Source organism: Exiguobacterium sp. s183 (assembly GCF_018617655.1).
GTDB classification, from domain to species: domain Bacteria; phylum Bacillota; class Bacilli; order Exiguobacteriales; family Exiguobacteriaceae; genus Exiguobacterium; species Exiguobacterium aestuarii_A.
On sequence record NZ_JACSKN010000006.1, the window covers coordinates 87,394 to 106,717 of the forward strand.

Below are 19,324 nucleotides of genomic sequence, written 5' to 3' on the forward strand. Positions count from 1 at the left end.
GTGCCCTTTTTGTATGCAAAAAAAGAGTACCCGTATGGATACTCTTACAATTTACGAAGTCGGACACGTGGGCTCGTCGGCTCCCCGACGAACAAGATACCGAGTTCGTGTGGATCGGTCTCATACATCGCCCGTTGAACGAAACGGATATCTCCGTTCAGATTCAACACCTCGAGCTTGATGTACGGTTTATGTTGCTGGAGCGCCTCATAAAAACTGTGCCCTCCCGTGATGATCGTCCCATTCACTTTATAGATGGATTCACCTGGGATAAGCTGCATCGCCTCTCCTGGTGAATTCGGAAGCGTGTCCACGATGACCGCCCCACGATTTCCATTGATGAAGACAGGTGTCGTACCGCGATTCTCTCGTTTGATCCACTGAAGCCCAAGTTCATAAAGAACGAACAAGGCGAACAGCGCATAGTCGACATACGGGATCTCCCATACATACGAGAGACCGAATAGACCGAGAGCGATCAAGGCGAGTACCCCGCGATAGTTGCTCAATCGTGCGAGAAGCGTCCCCGGTAAGGCACCGGTCGACAGTAAACTGACCCCGATCGGAATCGGAAGAATGATCGGCACCATGGGCCAGTCGAGGCCGAACGTCGGTGGCAAGAAGACGACGAGCGGGAAAAACCAAATGCGTTTGACGACATGCCCCCCGATGAACTGACCACGTTTCGATAAGATCAGCGTCGGCGACGTCTCTTTGGGTCCGTTCCAGCGCAAGAGAATCGCTTCCGCGAGTGTGACGAGTCCGAACGTGAGCGCGTAGACCGTCCAATCGACCCGAGCGAGCTCTCTCACCCAATCACTGAGCGCCCCGTAAGAGACGACATCTCGCAACATGACGACCGCGAACAAGACAAGGAGCGGAAGCACCGGATTGAAGAATCGCGGATGCATCGTCAACACCACGAGCGTATAGAGCACCGTGAACGAGACGGCCCATTCAAACGTGATGGTCGTCTCAAGTAGAATCGTCGCGGCCGATGAGAGGACCGCTAGAAGAAGACTCGGCCAGATGAAATGCTTCCATTCCGACTTCGGCGAGCGTCGTCTCGAACGAAACATGGCTCGTTCTCGTTTGACTCGTGTCATCGATATGTATGTAAGGGCGACGAGTGTCACCCAAAACAGCGGACTACCTAACAACGTCAATAAAGCCGTAACACTCATTCGTACAACTTCCACGCGGTCCAACCCTTTCTTTCATTCAACGTTATTTTGCGGCTTCTTCGAGCGCCCGGTTCAATTGGGCATCGTTCGCCTCATCTTGAATCGCCTCGAGCAATTTCGATTCGAGCGCCGAAGCGGTCTCTTCATCGACTGTCCCAGAAGCCTCGAGACCATTGTCTGTCTGGAATGCTTTCACGGCGTCTGCCATCGTGTCACCATAGTACCCTGGTTGACCGCCTGGCTCATAACCGATTCCTGTCAAGATTTTATGCAAGTTCGAGACGGCATCGCCGTAATCCCCGACTTTCAGTGACTCATCTTCTGTCAACACACGGGTCACATTGAAGAAGTCCGGTTGTTTCACTTCGATGTCCGGCTCAATCCCTTTTTTATTGATCCAGTTCCCGTCCGGCGTGAGCCATTTGCTCGTCGTCAACTTCAAGTTGCTGCCGTCCTCCAAATCGAACGCCGTCTGGACGACGCCTTTTCCGAACGTTTTCGTCCCGATAATCGTTGCGCCTGCCCCTTCTTTCATCGCACCCGTCAAAATCTCGGATGCCGAGGCAGAGCCCTCATCCGTCAAGACGAATAACTCATACGGCTTCGCTTCGCGGGCGCGTCCATTCTGTGCGTCACGGTCCCCGTCCGCATTTTCGATTTGAACGACCGGTTTTGATGTCGGTACGAATCCTTCCGACATCTCGATGACGGCCGGCAAGAGACCTCCCGGGTTCCCACGTACGTCGATGATCAAGCTGTCGATATCTTCTGACTCGAGTTGCTCGAGTTGTTCAAGGAACTCATCGGCCGTCGGTTCTGAGAACTGCGTCACTTGAAGATAACCGATTTTTTTACCGTCTTGCTCCTTCACTTCTGAGAACACCGTCTCAATCGGAATCGTGTCACGCGTGATCTCATAGTCCGCCGTCTGACTGCCACGGCGAATCGTCAACGTGACGGTCGTCCCTTTTTCCCCACGGATGAGCTGAACGGCTTCTTGTACATCCATCCCTTCGATCGACTCCCCGTCGACTGCCGTGATGATATCACCGGGACGAAGACCCGCCTCCTCGGCTGGAGCGCCTTTGATTGGAGCGACGATTAAGATGTCTTCTCCTTTCTTCTCCAAAGTCGCGCCGATTCCTTCAAAACTCGATTCAATCGAGTCGGTAAATTGCGATGTTTCTTCCGCGTCCAAGAAATCCGAATACGGGTCATTGAGTGCTGCCGTCATACCATCGAGCGCACCGGTCAATAAATCCTCTTCCGAGATGTCTTGTAACGAATGTTCTTCAATCAAATCACGCACTTGGTCGACTTTATCCCAGCCTTCCGCATTCGTCTGAATCGGAAGTGATGTGTCTGTAAACGCCATCGTCGCAAGGCCTGCACCGGCCCCAGCCACGAACGTTGTGCCAGCGAGTAGTCCTGCGGTTGAATTTTTCACGGGTTGGTCCCTCATTTCTCTTTGTAAGTCTTTTCATTAGTATAGCAAAAACGAGAGGAAAAGCGGACGCGTTCCACATATTTGGGACGCGTCCGCTTTAGTCAGTATCCAATATACGGGGCTGGGTCAATCGCATTCGGTTGTCCCGGTGCCCATTTTCCTCGATGTAGCTCAAAATGGAGATGCGGCCCAGTCGACCAGCCGGTGTTGCCGAGCGTCCCGACCGTTTGCCCTGCTGCGACTTGTTGACCGGCGCCGACCGTGATTGCATCCAGATGGGCGTAGACGGTCGTCCAAATTTCTCCGTTCATGACGTGGGAGACGAAGACGACGTTCCCATATCCTGTCGCCGGAGCCGCCTTGATGACCACGCCTGGCGCACTCGCGACGATTGGTGTCCCTGGGGCGTTAACGAGGTCAATCCCCTTATGAATCTCAGGGACACCTGTCAACGGATTGTTCCGTGGACCGAACGGGCTCGAGACGTAACCAGAAACGGGACGGACGAATCCAGTCGAGGTGGACACGTTCGTCGGCGTTTCAGCCGACTGTGCTGGCGGTGGCGTCACTTCAGGTGCCGCGACTTCCGTCTCCGCTTCCTGCGCCTCTCTTTCGGCGCGTGCCCGTTCTTCAGCTGCGCGTGCCTCGGCTTCCCGCTTCGCACGTTCTGCCGCTTCAGCGGCTTCTCGTTCAGCTGTCGCGATTGCCTCAAGCTGTTCACTGATGATCCGGTTCTGTTCGGCCATGACGGCTTGTTCTTCGCTGCGCGTCATTTTTTCGAGTTCGAGCTGCTCGACTTGTTCGTTCAGTTCGACCAACAAGTCACGTTTCTTTTCGGCCGTCCGGTCAAGGTCTTGTTTCGTAATGACGAGCTCACGCTCTTTTTGTTTGATGAAGGAGAGCTGGGTACGCTGTGTCGTCTCTAACGACTCGAGACGTTCCATCTCACTCATATAATTATGTATGAGCTCCCGGTCCTGCTCAGCGATCGTGCGGGCCGTCATGACCCGAGTCACGAAATCGCCGAAGGAACGGGACTCAAAAATGACTTGTAAATAAGAAGAATCTTCATGCACTTGTAAGACGCGAAGGCGTTCGTTCAACAGTTCCTTCTGACTTTCCAAGTATTCTTCCTGAACGGAAAGTTGTTGGCGGGTCGCCTCAAGCTCTTCACGGGCCGTATCGACCTCGTGCTGTTGAATCGCGATTTGTTCACTCAAATCATTCAAGCGGTCATCGACGACGAGAATTTCCGTCTGCACGGCATCCCGTTCTGCCTCGGTGACCTCGAGCTCGGCATCCGTCTCGGCCTGCGCTTTTTTCGACTCCTCCAATTCATTGGACAGTCGGTCTTGTCGAGCTTTTAACGTGTCTTTCTCTGTCGCCATGACCGGCATGGCAAGTAACGATACACACAACCCTAGCGCAAGCGAACGTTTCATCCGCCAACTCCTCCTTATTTAAGTTAGATTTTCAAGAAGCGACCGAGCGATGTCGTCGATCCCCAGATTCCGATGAACGCACCGAGTGCAAGTAAGACGAGCGATACTTGTACCGTGAGGGTCGATGGATCAATCAACTTAAATATATCACTATTCAATTGATCAAGCGATGGTTGTAAAGCACTATATGCGACGTCATATCCGAAATAAATGACGAGAATCGGGACGAGAGCACCAAGCATACCGAGAAGCAGTCCTTCGATAAAGAACGGCCAGCGGATGAAGCTGTTCTTCGCTCCGACGAGTCGCATGATTTCAATCTCGCGACGACGTGAGAAGATGGTCATCTTGATCGTGTTCGAGATCAAGAACATCGCCATCAATGTCAGTCCGACGATCAACGCGAGTCCACCGATGCGAATCCCGTTGAAGAAGGCAAACATTTTGTCGATGTAGTCTTTTCCGTACTTCACATCATCTACATTTTCGAGTGAACCGACCGACTTGGCCACTTCCTCTAATTCTGTCGGGTCTTGCGCTTTGACGATATAACGGGCGTGGAGCGGGTTGTCTTTCTCAACCGTTCCGTATGCCGCCGCATCGTCCCCGAGTTGAGTCTGGAACTTCTGCAATTCATCCTCTTTCGAGCTGAACGTGACCGTCGAGACGCCCGGCACCTGTTCAATGTTCTGTCCGAGTTTCTCTACCGAGTTCTCATCCGCTGTCCGGGTGATGAACACTTGAATCTCGACATCGTTCTCGACGTTGTCCGAGATCTCATTGACGTTGAACATGACGAGTGCGAAGACACCGACAAGCAACAAGGTGATTGTCACGGCACTGATCGCCGCGAACGACATCCATCCATTACGAAGTGTTCCTTTGAACCCTTCACGCAAATGGCGCAATCCAGTCTTAAACATCATAGCCATATGCTCCTTTCTCTTCATCGCGAACTACTTTCCCATTCTCAATCGCGATGACGCGGTGACGAATCTTATCGACGATGTCACGGTTGTGCGTCGCCATGACGATTGTCGCCCCGCGGCGGTGAATTTCTTCAAACACTTCCATAATGCCCCATGCCGTTTCCGGGTCCAAGTTCCCCGTCGGCTCATCGGCGATGATGAGTTTTGGTTTATTCACAATCGCCCGTGCGATTGAGACACGTTGCTGCTCTCCACCTGAGAGTTCATCTGGATAGTTGCGTGCCTTGTTTTTCAATCCGACAAGGTTCAACACATCCATGACTTGTTTACGAATCGACGTCGCGTCTGCCCCGACGACTTCTAATGCGAACGCAACGTTCTCATAGACAGTGAGTGTCGGAAGCAACTTGAAGTCTTGGAAGATGACGCCGAGTTGGCGGCGCAGCTTCGGTACGTGCCGGTCTTTAATTTTTCCGACATCTAGTCCGTCAATCAACAATTGACCGGCCGTCGGTTTCTCCTCACGATAAATCATCTTCATGAAGGTCGACTTTCCGGCACCGGAAGGCCCGACCACATAAAGGAACTCGCCGTCGCGAATCTCTAGATCGAGGTCATCCATGGCTACGACACCGTTTGGATATACTTTACTGACTTTTTGCATCGAGATCATAACGTATTCCCTACCCTTTTTTTATATTTGTATGCATCTATGACGAAGTTGAATCAATTGTTTTAGTTACTGTATATTTCGCCTAGAGTCTTTTTTACAGGAAACGACTCCCGCTGTCAAGGTGTCGTTTTTCATATTCGCCTGGTCAAAAATTCATCTAGGGCATAGTTGAAGCGACTACAATTATATCAATCCAACTTTTAAAAGACCATTACAGGAGTGTTTCAGTTCGATTGAGTTCGGTGGGAAAATGTCGCGAAGAACCTCGCCTTCTCTATATGTAAGAAAAAGTTGAAACCGCACTTCAAAAAGGGTGCTCCCGTAGGAACACCCTTCACGATATCGTCAATAATTAGTCATGTGGTTTTTCTTTCAATGCGTCAAACGGAGACTTTTTCCGTTTCCGATATTTGATATGAATCGTCGACGATTCATAATCATCGGAGGCTCGGATATCCCGACTCGACACTCGGACGAACGACCAGGCCAGGAGGAACATGATAAAGATCAGCGGGAATCCACCTACGATACTCGCCGTCTGTAGCGTATCAAGTCCGCCGAGGAACATGAGCGTGAGTGGCATGATCGCAAGTGCGAACGCCCAGAAGAGACGGTTCCAGACGATCGGCTCGTCCTCGACATGTTTCTGTGTGACCGATGCCAAAATGTAAGACGATGAATCGAACGTCGTCGCCAAGAAGATGATGGCGAGAAGCGTGAAGACGCCGACGACAACCTTACCGAATGGCAACTGGCTGATGATGGCGATGATGGTCGGAGCTGGTCCGTTCGCCGCCATATAGCCGACGACATCGAACGTGCCACTCAAGTGGAGGTACAGTCCGTAGTTCCCGAGAATCCCGAAGAACAGGATACATCCGAGCGTCCCGTACACCATTGTCCCGAAGATCATATTCCGAATCGTCCGGCCGCGCGAGATGCGGGCGACGAACAGTCCGACGAACGGTGCGTACACGAGCCACCATGCCCAATAGAATACAGTCCATGATTCAGGGAACCCCGTTGTCGTGAATCCGCCGAAGTCACCGAACGGTTCCATCCACGTCGCCATGCGGAAGAAGTTGTCCATGACAATCCCGACTCCGTTGAATGTCGTCTCCAAAATGAAGCGTGTCGGTCCAAAGATGAAGACGAACGTTAAAATCCCGAGCGCGAGCCAGATGTTCAAGTCACTCAGTACTTTAATCCCGCCCTTCAGTCCGACATACGAGCTGACGGCGAAGATGACGGTACAAACCAACATGATGGCGGCCTGCATCCCGAGTGTGACCGGAATCCCGGTCAGTTCGTTGACCCCTTCGGCAATCATCGGTGTCCCGAGCGCGAGCGTCGTCCCGGCACCGCCTAATAACCCAAAAATAAATAAGATATCAATCAATTTACCGAGTGGTCCATCCGCCCATTTGCCGATCACGGGACGTACCGCTTCACTGACTTTAAGTACTGACTTTTTACGCACATAGAAGAAATAGGCGATCGGCAGTGCCGGTAACGTATAGATTGCCCAGGCTATCGGTCCCCAATGGAACATGCCGTATGCCGTCGACCACTGAATCGCTTCAGGTGACTCAGGTGTCAACCCGAACGGCGGTCCTTGATAATAGTAGACCCATTCGATGACTGACCAATACAGGATACTCGACCCGATACCGGCAGCAAACAACATCGCCGCCCACGAGAACGTGCTGAACTCGGGTTCTTCATCTTCACGACCTAACTTGATATGACCATTCTTACTGAAGGCAATGAAAATCAAAAATCCGAATGCACCTAAGCCCATCGCTAAGTACAATACTCCGAAGTTAGAGGTCATGTATTCGTTCGCCGCCCCGACCCACGCCTTACCAGTCTCCGGGAAGAAAATGAGCGGTAACGTCACCCCTAACAGTAGTACAAACGAGCCAATAAAAGTCGGCCAGTCAATCAACTTCGTCTTCAATTGTCCTCACTCCATTTCCATAACTTCTGCAATCCCTTACATATTTCCCTTAAGAACATACCCACAAACAAAAAAGCACGGGGTGAATAGTCACTCCATGCTCCGATGTCTTATTTTTTCTCAGCGAGCCAAGCGGCGACCGCCATGATCTCTTCATCGTCTTCGATAACGTTCGCAGGCATTGCGCCTTGACCGTTACGGATGACGTTTTCAATCTCTTCTGCCGACAGACGAGCACCGACTTGCTCGAGTGACGGACCACTCATTCCTTCAAGGTTCGCACCGTGACATGCCGCACAGTTTTGTGCGTATACCGCTTCCGCGTCAACCGATGCCGTGTTCGAGCCCGAATCCCCGTTGCTCGACGTGTCCTCTTCTTCGCCGCCGCCACATGCGCCGAGTGTCAGCATGGCGCCGAGGCCGATGGCCATCATCCATTTTTTCATAACCACGTTCCCCTCCTAAGTTGTAGAAATGACCTACATTTACCATTATAGCCGTTCACGTGTACTTTCTAACCTAATCTCACGAAAAGTACACAAAGATTCCACAACTTACGGAACGTTGATATAGCGTTTATCCGACGTGAACCCTTGTCCGAGCACCTCGTGCGCCTCGCTGAAGACGAGGAACGCCTCCGGGTCGATCCGACGGATGATCTCTTTCAGACGGCTCACCTCGCTCTGACGGACGACAATCATGAGCATCGGACGGTCGAGACGAGAATACGCCCCGATCGCCTGAATCTCCGTCGCGCCACGGTCTAGCTCCTCAAAGACGGCCCGAACGATGAAGTCCCGTTTCTCCGATATGACATACGCCATCTTGTCCTGTGTGAACCCGAGCTGGACGAAGTCGATCATCTTGACCGTAATGAATAACGCGATAAGTGCATAGAGCCCGGTCGAGAACGAGAACGTGACAGCAGCGGTCAAAACGACCATACCGTCGAGGATGGCGATACAGAGATAGAGCGGGATGTGCGTGAACTTATGTAAGATCTGTGCGATCAAGTCCATTCCACCTGTCGAGGCACGTCCTCGGAAGATGAGACCGAGTCCGACACCGACGCCGACTCCACCGAAGATGGCGGCGAGTAACGTGTCGTTCACGGCAGCTCCCGCATCGATTGCCTCATAAAAGAGGATGACACCCGGTAAAAAGATGGAGCCGACGAGCGACTTCACGCCGAAGCCGAGACCGAGGATGGCCCATCCGATGATAAGTAGCAACACGTTCGCCACGAGCTGGAACGCCCCCGGCGAGATGCCGAACAGTTCATACGTGATGACCGAGATCCCGCTCACCCCGCCCGACGCGAGGTTGTTCGGCAACAGGAACAAGCTGAAGGCCGAGGCGACGAACACCGAGCCCGTCAACAAATATAGATAGTCTTTGACGATTTGCTTCATTAAAGAAATTCTCCTTTACAGACAACGTGGCCCAAAGACAGGAGTCTTTGAGCCACATGCATCACATATTTGTTTTACGAAGGTAAGCATCGATGAACGGCATGACGTCACCATCCATGACACCACTTGTGTTTCCGACCTCGTGGTTCGTACGGTGGTCTTTGACCATCGAATACGGGTGGAAGACGTATGAACGGATTTGGCTACCCCAACCGATGTCCGTTTTCTCTCCACGGATCTCGTCGAGCTTACGTTGTTGCTCGTCGAGTTCGCGTTGGTACAATTTCGCTTTCAACATCTTCATCGCCGACTCACGGTTCTTGATCTGTGAACGTTCCGTCTGACAAGAGACGACAACGCCTGTCGGCACGTGCGTGATCCGGACGGCAGAGTCTGTCGTGTTGATGTGCTGTCCGCCGGCACCTGACGCGCGGTACGTGTCGATGCGGAGGTCTTCTGTCCGTACTTCGATCTCGATGTCGTCATCGAATTCTGGCATGACGTCACATGACACGAATGATGTGTGACGACGGCCTGACGAGTCGAACGGCGAGATGCGGACCAAACGGTGAATCCCTTTCTCTGCTTTCAAGTAGCCGTACGCGTTGTGCCCGACGATACGGAGCGTGACCGACTTGACGCCCGCTTCTTCACCAGGAAGGTAGTCGACCGTCTCGACTTTCCAGCCTTGCTTGTCTGCGAAGCGCTGATACATCCGAAGGAGCATCGATGCCCAGTCCTGTGACTCGGTACCGCCCGCACCCGGGTGTAATTCCAAGATTGCGTTGTTCGCATCGTACGGTCCGTTCAAGAGGATCTCGAGCTCGAAATCATCGAACTCTTTCTTGAGCGATTGAATCGTCTCTGCGAGCTCTTCTTGCATCTCGGCATCCGGCTCTTCTTTAATGAGTTCGAGCGTCACTTCGCCGTCCTCATGTTGCGTCGCGAGGTCTTGGTATTTGTCGACCATCGCTTTCAGTCCGTTCGACTCGTCGATGACTTTTTGTGCCTTCTCTTGGTTGTCCCAAAAGTCAGGGTACGTCATCTCGTTCTCGAGCTCGGCGATGCGTGCTTCCTTCTCCGTTAAGTTGAGCGAAGCTCTGTAGTTCTCGAGGCGCTTCGCCATCGCCTCAAGTTCGTTCCGAATATCTGAAATTTCCATAGTGTTGATTCACCTTTCCGTAGGAAAGAGGCGAGCGGACCCGCCTCTTCAATAATTAAGCCTGTTGTCTACCGTGACAGTTCTTGAACTTCTTACCAGACCCACACCAGCACGGATCGTTCCGGCCGATGCTGTCTTCTTTCGAACGACGGACCGGTTTTTTCTTGACCGGTGCGTCTTCCTTGCCTGAGACGGCGACTTCCTCTTCGACGACTTTCTCACGTCGGAGGTTGTCCCCGACTTCGGCACGAAGCACGAAGCCTGTCACTTCTTCTGAAATGGCTGCGTTCATCGCATCGAACATGTTGATCCCTTCCGCCTGATACTCGCGGAGCGGGTCGTTCTGTCCGTATGCACGGAGATGAATCCCTTGACGCAACTGATCCATATGGTCGATGTGAGACATCCAGTGCGAGTCGACGGCACGGAGCACGATGATCTTCTCGAACTCGTTGAAGCGCTCAGGCGGTGCGAGTTGACGTTTCGCCTCGTACTGTTCGTTCACGCGCTCCATGAGGAGTTCGATGATCTCTTCGCGTTCTTTGCCGAAGAAGTCTTTGCCTTCGACTGTACGCTCGAGCGCGAGCGTCTGGTTCGCCCAGTGCGCGAGCTCGTCGATGTTCCACTCTTCCGGCACGAGTTCAATCGGTGTGTATTGACCGACACCGAGTTCGACCGTCTGTGCCATCATCGAGCGGACGATGTCTGTGACCGACTCGTTCTCGAGGATGCTCGAGCGGTCTTTATACATGACCTTCCGTTGGTCGGCCATGACGTTATCGTAACCGAGAAGCTGTTTACGTGCATCGTAGTTGTTTCCTTCGACACGTTTTTGAGCCGATTCGACCGCTTTCGAGACCATGCGGCTCTCAATCGGTTGCGTATCGTCCATCCCGAGACGCTCCATCATGTTCTGGAGGCTGTCCGTTCCGAAGCGACGCATGAGCTCATCTTCGAGCGACAAGTAGAACTGGGATTTACCCGGGTCCCCTTGACGACCTGAACGACCACGGAGCTGGTTATCGATCCGGCGTGACTCGTGACGCTCTGTCCCGATGATATAGAGACCACCGAGGTCGATGACACCTTCGCCAAGCTTGATGTCGGTACCACGACCGGCCATGTTCGTCGCGATCGTGACCGAGCCTTTTTGACCGGCGTTCTCGATGATTTCCGCCTCACGCGCGTGGTTCTTCGCGTTCAAGACGTCATGACGAATCTTCTTCTTCGTCAAGAGCTTGCTCAAGTATTCAGACGTTTCGACGGCGACCGTACCGACAAGGATCGGTTGACCAGTCGCGTGGACCGTTGCGATTTCCTCGACGACGGCTTTAAACTTCCCTTCCATCGACTTGAAGATGAGGTCCGAACGGTCCTCACGAAGAATCGGTTTGTTCGTCGGAATCGTCACGACTTGCATGTTGTAGATGTTGCGGAACTCTTCTTCCTCTGTCTTCGCAGTACCGGTCATCCCGGCAAGCTTCTCGTACATACGGAAGTAGTTCTGATACGTGATTGTCGCGAGCGTCATCGATTCACGTTGAATCTCGACGCCTTCTTTCGCCTCGATGGCCTGGTGAAGACCTTCCGAGTAGCGACGTCCGTCCATGACACGACCGGTGAACTGGTCGATGATCATGACTTGTCCGTCACGCACCATATAGTCGATGTCGTGATGCATGACCGCGTTCGCACGAAGGGCGAGCCCGACGTGGTGGTTGACCGCGACGTGCTCGATTGCGAACAAGTTGTCGATGCCGAAGAACTTCTCGGCGAGGTCGACCCCTTGGTCCGTCAAGAGGACCGATTTCGTTTTCACGTCGACCGTGTAATCGTCTTCCTCTTTTAACGTACGCACGAATGCATCGGCACGCGTATAGAGTTCCGTCGATTTTTGAGCCGATCCTGAGATGATGAGCGGGGTACGCGCCTCATCGACGAGGATCGAGTCGACTTCATCGACGATCGTATAATAGAGCTCGCGTTGTACACGGTCTTCCTTATAAAGGACCATGTTGTCACGGAGGTAGTCGAATCCGAGCTCGTTGTTCGTCGAATACGTGATATCACAGTTGTAGGCAGCCTGTTTCTCGACACGGTCCATGTTCGACACGTTGAGGCCGACCGAGAGACCAAGTGCGAAATAGAGCGGCTCCATGAGTTCTTTATCTCGCTTCGCCAAGTATTCGTTGACCGTTACGACGTGTACGCCACGGCCCGTGAGCGCATTCAAGTAGACTGGAAGTGTCGCGACGAGCGTCTTTCCTTCCCCGGTCTTCATCTCAGAGATGTCACCGTTGTGGAGCACGTAACCCCCGATGAGCTGGACACGATAGTGACGCATGCCGAGCACACGCTCTGATGCCTCACGACAGACCGCGAACGCCTCTGGCAAGATATCGTCGAGCGTCTCACCTTTCTCTAGGCGTGCACGGAACTCTTCCGTCTTCGCTTGAAGCTGTTCGTCTGACAATGCTTTGATTGGTTCGGCGAACGACTCGATCAAGTCGGCCGCTTTCTCTGCTTTTTTCAATACTCGTTTCTGTGGAGCAAATAACTCTTTCAAAAAGTTCGCCATACTCATATCTCCTCTGCACTCACTAAAAAATGCATGTTTTTTCCCTAATGTACAGTTTAACCGAAGTGGTGCCACCTTTCAAGGAAAGGCAAAACGAAACGACCCCCCGAAGCCGGAGGGTCGTGTAAGGTCAAGTATATTATTCTGGTTCGATCAAGCCATACTTCCCATCTTTACGACGGTAGACGACGTTCGTATTGCCCGTTTCCGCGTCAGAGAAGACGAAGAAGCTGTGACCGAGCATGTCCATTTGAAGAATCGCCTCTTCCGTGTCCATCGGTTTCAATGTGAAGCGTTTCGTCCGTACAAGTTCGAGTTCTGCCTCGTCCTCATCGTAGACGGCCGGTGCATCATCAGGTCCTTCGAGGGACTTGAAGTACTCGCCGACGCCACCTTCTTTTCCGCGTCCTTTACGGTTGAGTTTCGTTTTGTGTTTACGGATTTGACGTTCCAATTTATCGACGACGAGGTCGATTGCCGCGTACATGTCGAGGTTGATGTCCTCGGCACGGAGCAACAAGTTCGGCATCGGGATCGTCACTTCCACTTTTTGTTTCTCGTTATACACTTTTAAGTTGACGTAAGCCGTCTGTGCATCCGTAGGAGTTGTGAAATACCGAGTCAACTTCTCCAGCTTTTTCTCGACATAGTCTTTGATTGCTGGTGTGACCTCAATGTTTTCGCCGCGAATGTTATAAATCATCTGAACTCCTCCTTAAAATAACCGCTTGAACCAATGATTCGTCGAACGTGACGGAATCTCCTGCTTCATTTCTAAAAGAAAGTGGAACCAGGTGGCTCACTAATATTATACCCCGAAATCGCTATGTTTGAAAACGTTATCATCAGAAAATAATGACAATTTTGTTCCGAATTCAACATTTCCTACAACGAGCGAAAGGTATAGAAAGAAAATACCCATTCCACCCATTTTTAAACGCGTTTTTTTATTATATAGACAAAATAAAAAGCCGACTCCCGAGGGAGCCGGCTTCACGGTTTGAAATTATAATTTTACAACGTTAGCCGCTTGTGGGCCACGCTCGCCATCAACGATTTCAAACTCTACGTCTTGACCTTCGTCAAGTGATTTGTAGCCTTCAGATTGGATTGCTGAGAAGTGTACGAACACGTCTTTGCCGCCTTCTACTTCGATGAATCCAAAACCTTTTTCTGAGTTAAACCATTTTACTTTACCTACCATGTGTAAATCCATTCCTTTCACCATTGGAGAATACAGAGGGTTGTCCTCTACGGCTAATCTTACCACCTTCTTGTAAGCGTGACAAACACTTTCTCAAATATTTGTAAACGTTTCGTCATTTGGCTTTCATTGGAATTCTATTTCCCTACTTTTCATATTGTCTTGTTGAATTTACATTTTTTGTGATATATCATTGAAGGGATGATTTAGGTTTGTGCCGTTTGTCATTTAGCCGATCCTGAAAATCTAATACGAGGAGGATGGTGCAGCGTATGCGCTCCTACTATTCTGAGGAAAAATATCGCATCACAAAGCGAACCGTGGCGATTCTCCCTTGCTTTGACATTATGAAGCAGTCACGGATCATTCTCGAGGATGGCACCGAGATTTCAACCCCGCTCCGGCCGTACCAGTTGTTGCAACTTTCTTGCCGCCAGTACAACAGCTCGATCGAGGAAAGAATCTTCATCGCCAAACGCGTCGCCGGCGTAAAAGGGAAAGTCCCTGTCGTAATCGAACCGACAACCGGACTCGTCTTCTTCCCGACGAAGTCTCCAAAGCGAGACGATTGTGAATGGTATGCCTGGTCCCATATTCGAGACATACTGAATATCGAGGAGGAGCCGAACGGCCTCGTCCTCACAAAAGATGGACATCAAATTCAGACGAACGCGACACCGTACGTCCTTCGGAACCAACTGAAAGCGACAGGTGAACTCGTCGCCCGGTTCCAACAATTGAATGCGAGCCCAGCGCTTGAATCATGACACGCCTTCCGTCGAAAAGACGGAAGGTTTTTTTCGTTTGTTTTGCTTCATTTTTTGAAAAAGAGGTCGATATTATGGTCGAGGTGACAAACATGCAAATTCAAGCCCAAGCGACCGCCGTCAGTTCGGTCTTACCAGGCATCCAGACGAACCGGACCTATAAGGCCGAACTCGTCAAACAGACAGGACCCGACTCCGCCATCGTCAAGATCAACGGCGAAGAAGTCGAGGTCACATTCAAAGACGGGCTTCCGAAGACGAACCCGTTCCATGTGACGCTTGCCGAACAGGACGGCGTCTTGCTCGCGACCGTCGTTCCACAAAAGGAAGAGACGCTTGAACCCGCACCACCTGCATCGTCAAAGCTCGACGCGAAGATTCAGACGCTCCTCGCTTCCCTTCCGCCCGAAGTTCGAAGCGCCGTCAGCCGTCTGCTCCAGTCCGGGCGTTTGCCGATGAACGAAGATACGGTGCGCCTGCTCGAAACGGCCTTTAAAGGAGACATGCGTGACGTCATTCTTCATCTAAAGACGCTCGATACTCAGGCTGTCCCGCGTGAGGTCGCACGGGAGATTGCCGTCCTTTCTTTAAATGAGGCAAGACAACTCCTCACAACACCATCACCAGACGCGCCGTATCCTCAAAAAGAGCGATACGTCGAACTCGTCAACTTGTCACGTCCCGTGAGCGAACGGGTGACACCGACGCCGGAGACAATTGACCGGGTCATCCGAGACTTCCCTGCCCCACCGAAGATGGAGCGCACCGAACCGTTGCCGCTCCCACCGGTGAACGGAAGACAGGTGATGGTCAAGGAAGTGACAAGCCATCTCGCGAACGTGACGAACACGTTCCGGAACGAACAGGCGACGGTGACGAAACAACTCGGACAGGTCTCAGCACTCATCGAGACGAATCCTCATGCGGCACGTCCCGCGCTTGAGACCGTCTCGACCCGCTTGACGCAACTCGTCCAAAAGACGGACGCGCTCCTTCACACAGATGTGACGCAGGAGAAACAACTCGTCGCCATGACCGCGAAGCTCGACCTCGCCTTGTCGTTACTCTCGACAAAGCCACAAGAGAGCGCGGCACTCGTCAAAGACGTCCGGGCGACGTTGAACGACTTCCGTTACGCACCGAACCAGGCACGGATTGAATATATCCCTCACGGTGCAATGCGCGCGGGGGAGGTCCCGAACGTCACGCCGCTGAAACTTGACGCGACACTATCCGGTCGGCACGTCCAGGAAGTGACGCAACGCGTCCAGGCACAGGCTCAGCTCGCGCAGGCGAACAACACGCCGACGTCCGCCCTGTCCGTACGAAGCGACACGACAAACCCTGAAGCGCAGCGACTCGCATCATTCCTTCAGGTCCAACAGACGCTCAACCGCCTCGATGGCGGGCAGCTCCACCAGCTCCTCTTCGCCCTTCCGGCGAAAGTACAGGAGATCGACACCGGGGTCCACGTCCACATCCAAAACCGCGAGGCCGGTGACGTCGTCGACTGGGAGAACAGCGTCCTCTATATCCGCTTAGAGACACCTCGCCTCGGCGAAATCGGTGTCAAACTCGAAGCGAAAGACCGGAACCTCCGCCTCACGCTCGAGCATGACGATGCGACGGTCGAACGACTCGCCCGCCCGCTCCTCGGCAAAATCGAACAGACGCTCGAGACGATCGGCTATAAGAGCGTGACGACCCAGTTCAAACCGCTCACGAAAGCCGAACGCGTCGTCGATGAGCCGAAGCCGGCCCCGACGACCGGCTATGACTTTAGAATTTAGGAGGCCACGATGTACCAACGCATGGATTTGACGAAACGAAAGACGGCCGCGGTCGTCCGCTATGACGAATCGACGGACAAAGCGCCCGTCGTCGTCGCCCGCGGAACGGGAGCCGTCGCTGAAAAGATTCTACAAGAGGCACGTGCCCGAGGCGTGGCGGTCGAGAATGACCATTCCTTGCTCGGACACCTGCTCGACCTCGACTTAGGGGACGCCATTCCCCCTCAGCTGTATGACGTGATGGCAGAAGTGTTGCTGTTAATAGAAGAACTCGATTCCATTAAAGGAGAACCAAGATGAACCCAACCCAGTTATATGAAATGAGGCCTGAAGAACTGACACAGGCGATGTTACACGCGCTCACGTATCATTACGAACGCGCCCAAGGCTCGACGATTGCCGAACGAAATCGTCACCTGCGCCAAGCGCGCGAACTGTTGGTCAAGCTCCACCAAGGACTTCATGACGGCGGTGGCATCATCGCGGCGCAACTTGATGAAATCTATCTCTATATGGCGAACGCCAGCATCGAGGCGATCATCGACCAGGATCAGCAAAAGATCGCAGAACTACATACGCTCGCTAGTGACCTCGACAAGACGTGGAGCGAGGCGATGGAACGCGCGAAAACACAATCTGTCCCGACTGGAGGAAACCGCTATGAAAATTACCAATAACGTCCAAGCGTTGAAGGCCTATACGTCACTCTCGTTGAATCAGGCGTCGATGAAGAAGACGATGGACCGTCTCTCGAGCGGGGTCCGGATCAATAAGGCGTCAGATGACGCGGCAGGACTCGCCATCTCCGAGAAGATGCGGATGCGCCTCGACTCGCTCTCAATGGCCGAGCGCAACACGCTCGACGGCATCTCACTCACCCAGACGCTCGAAGGCGGGATGAACGAGACGCATTCCCTCCTCCAACGCATGCGTGAACTATCCGTCCAAGCGGCGAACGGAACGCTCAGCGAGGACGATGCGAAAGCCGTCCAAGAAGAGATCAACGCCTTGACGGAAGAAGTGACACGAATCGCTGAGACGACGGAGTTCAACTCGAAGAAGATCATGAACGGGGAATACATGCAGGGTGCGAGCACGCTCTTCTTCCAAATCGGTGCCGGCAATAACGAGGCCGTCGTCTTGAACGTCGAAGACATGCGCGCGCACGCGCTAGGCATCACAACGACGACAGCGGGAGGCGGAGCGTTATCTCCTCTCGACCATGACAACAATCAAACAACAGCAGATGTTTCTTACTACTCCCTCAGCGTATTGACGCCAGACAAAGCGGGAGAAGCAATCGCGAAGTTCGATGCGGCCATCAACCGTGTGTCACTCGAGCGCTCGAAGCTCGGGGCGATCCAAAACCGGCTTGAGGCGAACGTCAGCGTCGTCGCCATCGGTTCTGAGAACTTGACGGCGTCCGAGTCACGAATCCGTGATGCCGATATGGCCCGTGAAATGATGGACTTCGCCCGACTCAATATCTTGAATCAGTCCGGCATGGCGATGATTGCGCAGTCGAACGCATTGCCACAAGGCGTGTTACAATTATTGAACTAACCTAAAGAAAGGACGGTTGCCCATATGGACATTCGTCGCATCATGGAGACGCAATCGCTCCTCGGCTCAAATAAGGCGAAACGCCCCGAGGTCGAACCTGGCGTCTCCTTCCAAAACGTCATCGGTCAAAAGCGTGAAGACCGCGAACATGAGCGGTTCCATCGCCAAATCGCCGCGATCCAGGAACAAGGAGAGCTTCTTGCCGAGAGCCAGACGGTCGAGGCGCTAACCGACTATAAGAAAATGATTAAAGACTTTATGAAAGAGGCCGTTGACGCGGCACTCCGCCTCGAGGACAAACGCGGGTTCAACCGCCGGGGACGTGCGAAGATCTACAAGGTCGTCGAACAAGTCGATCAGAAACTTCTCGCGCTGACGGACCAGGTCATCTCCGGGGAAGCCTCTCGCCTCTCCCTCCTCGACCAGGTCGGTGAGATTCGCGGATTGCTCGTCAACGTCTATGTGTGAGGTGTCGAGATGGCAGAACATTTGTTTTTGAAGAAAGTCAAATGTCCGTATTGTTTACAGGAAAGTAAGACCCAGCGTGTCTTGTCGCGTCACATCCGTCCGCTCGAGGTCGAAAAGGACGGCTATACGACGTATGACGGACCGAATCCGTATTTGTATGAGCCGACCGTCTGCGGTCATTGTCACCTCGTCTTCCATGACTCGTTCGACAAGGTGCGAAAGCATAACCGGGAGGCACTGGAGACGCACTACTTCAAACAAGTGAACCCGGATGTCCTAAAAGGTGACCGGACACATGAGCACGTCATTCTCTTATATAAATTTGCGGTCATGACGGCCCAGTTGAGCGGACAAAAGCCGTCCGTCGTCGCCATGCTCGGGATGCGAATCGTCTGGATGTATCGGTTGATGGGAGATACGGCATCTGAGAAGGAATGGATGCAGCGGACGCTCGATAAATACAACGAGGTGCAAGAGGCATACACGGACCCGATTCGAACCGGATTACCGTACGATCAACTTATGCTTCGGATTGCCGACCTTTCGGCTTCGCTCGATTACTATGAGGATGCTCGTCGCTGGTACGGGATCCTCCTCAGCAGTAAGGAAGTATCGGAGCGGATTCGGAATCAGGCACGGACGCATTGGGAAGATTTTCGATTGGAACATGCGTAAACGAAAGCGTAGGACATTAAATCCTACGCTTTTTCGTAGTCATCATTGAGAAATTCGATGATGGGGTATA

At 52.7% G+C, this 19,324-nt stretch carries 19 protein-coding genes; 7 read left to right on the forward strand and 12 right to left on the reverse strand.

The features are described 5' to 3' along the window. Positions 1-44: 44 nt before the first annotated feature. The 12 genes from KNP62_RS13335 to cspD all read right to left on the reverse strand — a co-directional run bounded on the left by KNP62_RS13335 (position 45) and on the right by cspD (position 13,991). Positions 45-1,184: a PDZ domain-containing protein gene (locus KNP62_RS13335; RefSeq protein ID WP_214785857.1), complete on the reverse strand. Its 1,140-nt coding sequence runs from the start codon at positions 1,182-1,184 to the stop codon at positions 45-47. 43 nt (positions 1,185-1,227) lie between these two features. Continuing rightward, positions 1,228-2,631 (reverse strand): S41 family peptidase, encoded by a 1,404-nt coding sequence (locus KNP62_RS13340; RefSeq protein WP_214785859.1) that lies wholly within the window; start codon positions 2,629-2,631, stop codon positions 1,228-1,230. Between the two features lie 101 nt (positions 2,632-2,732). Further along, complete coding sequence (locus KNP62_RS13345; protein ID WP_214785861.1) at positions 2,733-4,073, reverse strand: murein hydrolase activator EnvC family protein; 1,341 nt, start codon at positions 4,071-4,073, stop codon at positions 2,733-2,735. 23 nt (positions 4,074-4,096) lie between these two features. Then, the gene (gene ftsX, locus KNP62_RS13350; protein WP_214760056.1) at positions 4,097-4,999 is read right to left on the reverse strand and encodes a permease-like cell division protein FtsX; all 903 of its coding nucleotides are present in this window, start codon (positions 4,997-4,999) and stop codon (positions 4,097-4,099) included. Next, complete coding sequence (gene ftsE, locus KNP62_RS13355) at positions 4,989-5,675, reverse strand: cell division ATP-binding protein FtsE (RefSeq protein WP_074033670.1); 687 nt, start codon at positions 5,673-5,675, stop codon at positions 4,989-4,991. The genes ftsX and ftsE overlap by 11 nt, the downstream gene beginning before the upstream one ends. Positions 5,676-6,027: 352 nt before the next feature. Then, positions 6,028-7,635: a BCCT family transporter gene (locus KNP62_RS13360; protein ID WP_214785863.1), complete on the reverse strand. Its 1,608-nt coding sequence runs from the start codon at positions 7,633-7,635 to the stop codon at positions 6,028-6,030. Between the two features lie 110 nt (positions 7,636-7,745). Next, positions 7,746-8,081, reverse strand: a complete 336-nt coding sequence (gene cccB / locus KNP62_RS13365) for a cytochrome c551 (protein WP_214785865.1) — start codon at positions 8,079-8,081, stop codon at positions 7,746-7,748. A gap of 108 nt (positions 8,082-8,189) precedes the next feature. After that, on the reverse strand, positions 8,190-9,047 hold the full coding sequence (locus KNP62_RS13370) for a YitT family protein (RefSeq protein WP_214693594.1): 858 nt from the start codon (positions 9,045-9,047) through the stop codon (positions 8,190-8,192). Positions 9,048-9,108: 61 nt separating this feature from the next. Then, the gene (prfB, locus tag KNP62_RS13375) at positions 9,109-10,209 is read right to left on the reverse strand and encodes a peptide chain release factor 2 (protein ID WP_214693596.1); all 1,101 of its coding nucleotides are present in this window, start codon (positions 10,207-10,209) and stop codon (positions 9,109-9,111) included. A gap of 55 nt (positions 10,210-10,264) precedes the next feature. Beyond that, the gene (secA, locus tag KNP62_RS13380) at positions 10,265-12,787 is read right to left on the reverse strand and encodes a preprotein translocase subunit SecA (protein WP_214693597.1); all 2,523 of its coding nucleotides are present in this window, start codon (positions 12,785-12,787) and stop codon (positions 10,265-10,267) included. A gap of 139 nt (positions 12,788-12,926) precedes the next feature. Beyond that, positions 12,927-13,490 (reverse strand): ribosome hibernation-promoting factor, HPF/YfiA family, encoded by a 564-nt coding sequence (gene hpf / locus KNP62_RS13385; RefSeq protein ID WP_214687196.1) that lies wholly within the window; start codon positions 13,488-13,490, stop codon positions 12,927-12,929. A 303-nt stretch (positions 13,491-13,793) separates the two neighbouring features. Beyond that, positions 13,794-13,991, reverse strand: coding sequence for a cold-shock protein CspD (cspD, locus tag KNP62_RS13390; protein WP_012726946.1), 198 nt, complete (start codon positions 13,989-13,991; stop codon positions 13,794-13,796). A 272-nt stretch (positions 13,992-14,263) separates the two neighbouring features. On the opposite strand from cspD, the gene KNP62_RS13395 reads away from it, so the two are divergent. The 7 genes from KNP62_RS13395 (at position 14,264) to KNP62_RS13425 (ending at position 19,254) form a co-directional block, all read left to right on the forward strand. After that, entirely contained in the window at positions 14,264-14,758 is a 495-nt protein-coding gene (locus tag KNP62_RS13395) for a competence protein ComK (protein WP_214745974.1), read from the forward strand. A gap of 74 nt (positions 14,759-14,832) precedes the next feature. Beyond that, positions 14,833-16,548, forward strand: a complete 1,716-nt coding sequence (locus tag KNP62_RS13400; RefSeq protein ID WP_214785867.1) for a hypothetical protein — start codon at positions 14,833-14,835, stop codon at positions 16,546-16,548. Positions 16,549-16,557: 9 nt separating this feature from the next. Then, positions 16,558-16,848, forward strand: coding sequence for an EscU/YscU/HrcU family type III secretion system export apparatus switch protein (locus KNP62_RS13405; RefSeq protein WP_074033686.1), 291 nt, complete (start codon positions 16,558-16,560; stop codon positions 16,846-16,848). Beyond that, the gene (locus KNP62_RS13410; protein ID WP_214785869.1) at positions 16,845-17,225 is read left to right on the forward strand and encodes a flagellar export chaperone FliS; all 381 of its coding nucleotides are present in this window, start codon (positions 16,845-16,847) and stop codon (positions 17,223-17,225) included. Before KNP62_RS13405 ends, KNP62_RS13410 begins: the two co-directional genes overlap by 4 nt. Further along, the gene (locus tag KNP62_RS13415) at positions 17,209-18,111 is read left to right on the forward strand and encodes a flagellin N-terminal helical domain-containing protein (protein ID WP_214785871.1); all 903 of its coding nucleotides are present in this window, start codon (positions 17,209-17,211) and stop codon (positions 18,109-18,111) included. Before KNP62_RS13410 ends, KNP62_RS13415 begins: the two co-directional genes overlap by 17 nt. Before the next feature lie 24 nt (positions 18,112-18,135). Continuing rightward, entirely contained in the window at positions 18,136-18,579 is a 444-nt protein-coding gene (locus KNP62_RS13420; protein ID WP_214785873.1) for a YaaR family protein, read from the forward strand. 9 nt (positions 18,580-18,588) lie between these two features. Further along, the gene (locus KNP62_RS13425; RefSeq protein ID WP_214785875.1) at positions 18,589-19,254 is read left to right on the forward strand and encodes a DUF2225 domain-containing protein; all 666 of its coding nucleotides are present in this window, start codon (positions 18,589-18,591) and stop codon (positions 19,252-19,254) included. The last annotated feature ends 70 nt before the right edge of the window (positions 19,255-19,324 follow it).